The 1,198-nt window shown below is 63.6% G+C and carries 1 protein-coding gene; it reads left to right on the top strand.

What is annotated here, in order from left to right; genetic code table 11:
* Window positions 1-1,198, top strand: a 1,198-nt coding sequence (locus EN969_RS31930) for an efflux RND transporter permease subunit (protein ID WP_164758706.1), incomplete at both ends; no start/stop codon positions are given.

The following is a 1,198-nucleotide window of genomic DNA, read 5'->3' on the forward strand; positions in this document are numbered from 1 at the left end:
GCAACACGCCGCTCGGCGTGCTCCAGAACGACAAGCAGCAGCTCACCATCACCGCCAACACGCAGCTGACCGACGCCGCCGGTTTCTCCAACATCATCATCGCCACCAAGAACGGTCACCCGGTACGGCTGGGCGAGGTGACCCGCGTGGTCGATTCGGTGCAGACGACCACGACCGCAAGTTGGTACGATGGCACCCGCGCGATCATCATGGCCGTGCAGCGCCAGCCCGACGCCAACACTGTCGACGTCGTCGACAAGGTCAAGGCGATGCTGCCGTCCTTCAAGGACCAGATGCCGGCCGCCGCCGACATCAAGTTGCTTAACGACCGCTCCAGTTCGATCCGGCAGGCGGTCAGCGACGTGCAGTTCACGCTGCTGCTCACCATTGCCCTGGTCATCATGGTGATCTTCGTGTTCCTGCGCCGGGTGACGGCGACAATCATCCCGGCCGTGGCGGTGCCGATCTCGCTGATCGCCACGCTCGGCGCGATGTTCCTGTTCGGCTTTTCCATCGACAACATCTCGCTGATGGGCCTGACGCTGGCGGTCGGCCTCGTCGTTGACGACGCCATCGTGATGCTTGAAAACATCTTCCGCCACATGGAGGAGGACGGGCTGTCGGCCTTCGACGCCTCGCTGAAGGGCGCGCGCGAAATCGGCTTCACCATCATCTCGATCTCGATCTCGCTGGTGGCGGTTTTCATCCCCGTGCTGCTGATGGGCGGCGTCATCGGGCGCATCTTCAACGAGTTCGCCGTGGTGGTGACGGTCGCCATCCTGGCGTCGATGTTCGTGTCGCTGACGCTGACGCCGATGCTGTGCTCGCGGCTGCTGTCGGTGACCAAAGCCGACCGCGACAAGCATGGCCCCGGTCACAAGCAGGACCTCGTCACGCGCGGCTACGACAGGGTCTTGAGCTTCTGCCTGCGGCACACCTTCCTGGTGTTCCTCGTCTTCGTCGGCACCGCGGCAGCGTCGGTGTGGCTGATCCAGATCTCGCCGAAGGGCTTCTTCCCGCAAGAGGATATCGGCCAGATATCGGTGACCACCATTGCCCGCCAGGACATCTCGTTCGACGCCATGTCCAGGCTGCAAGGGCAGGTCGCCAGCGTCTTCTCGCATTCGCCCTATGTCGACCATGTGGCGTGGTCGGCGGGCAGCGGCAACAACGCGCTCAACCAGGGGCAGCTCTTCGT

Source organism: Mesorhizobium sp. M7A.F.Ca.CA.003.01.2.1, from assembly GCF_003998945.1.
GTDB classification, from domain to species: Bacteria; Pseudomonadota; Alphaproteobacteria; order Rhizobiales; family Rhizobiaceae; genus Mesorhizobium; species Mesorhizobium ciceri.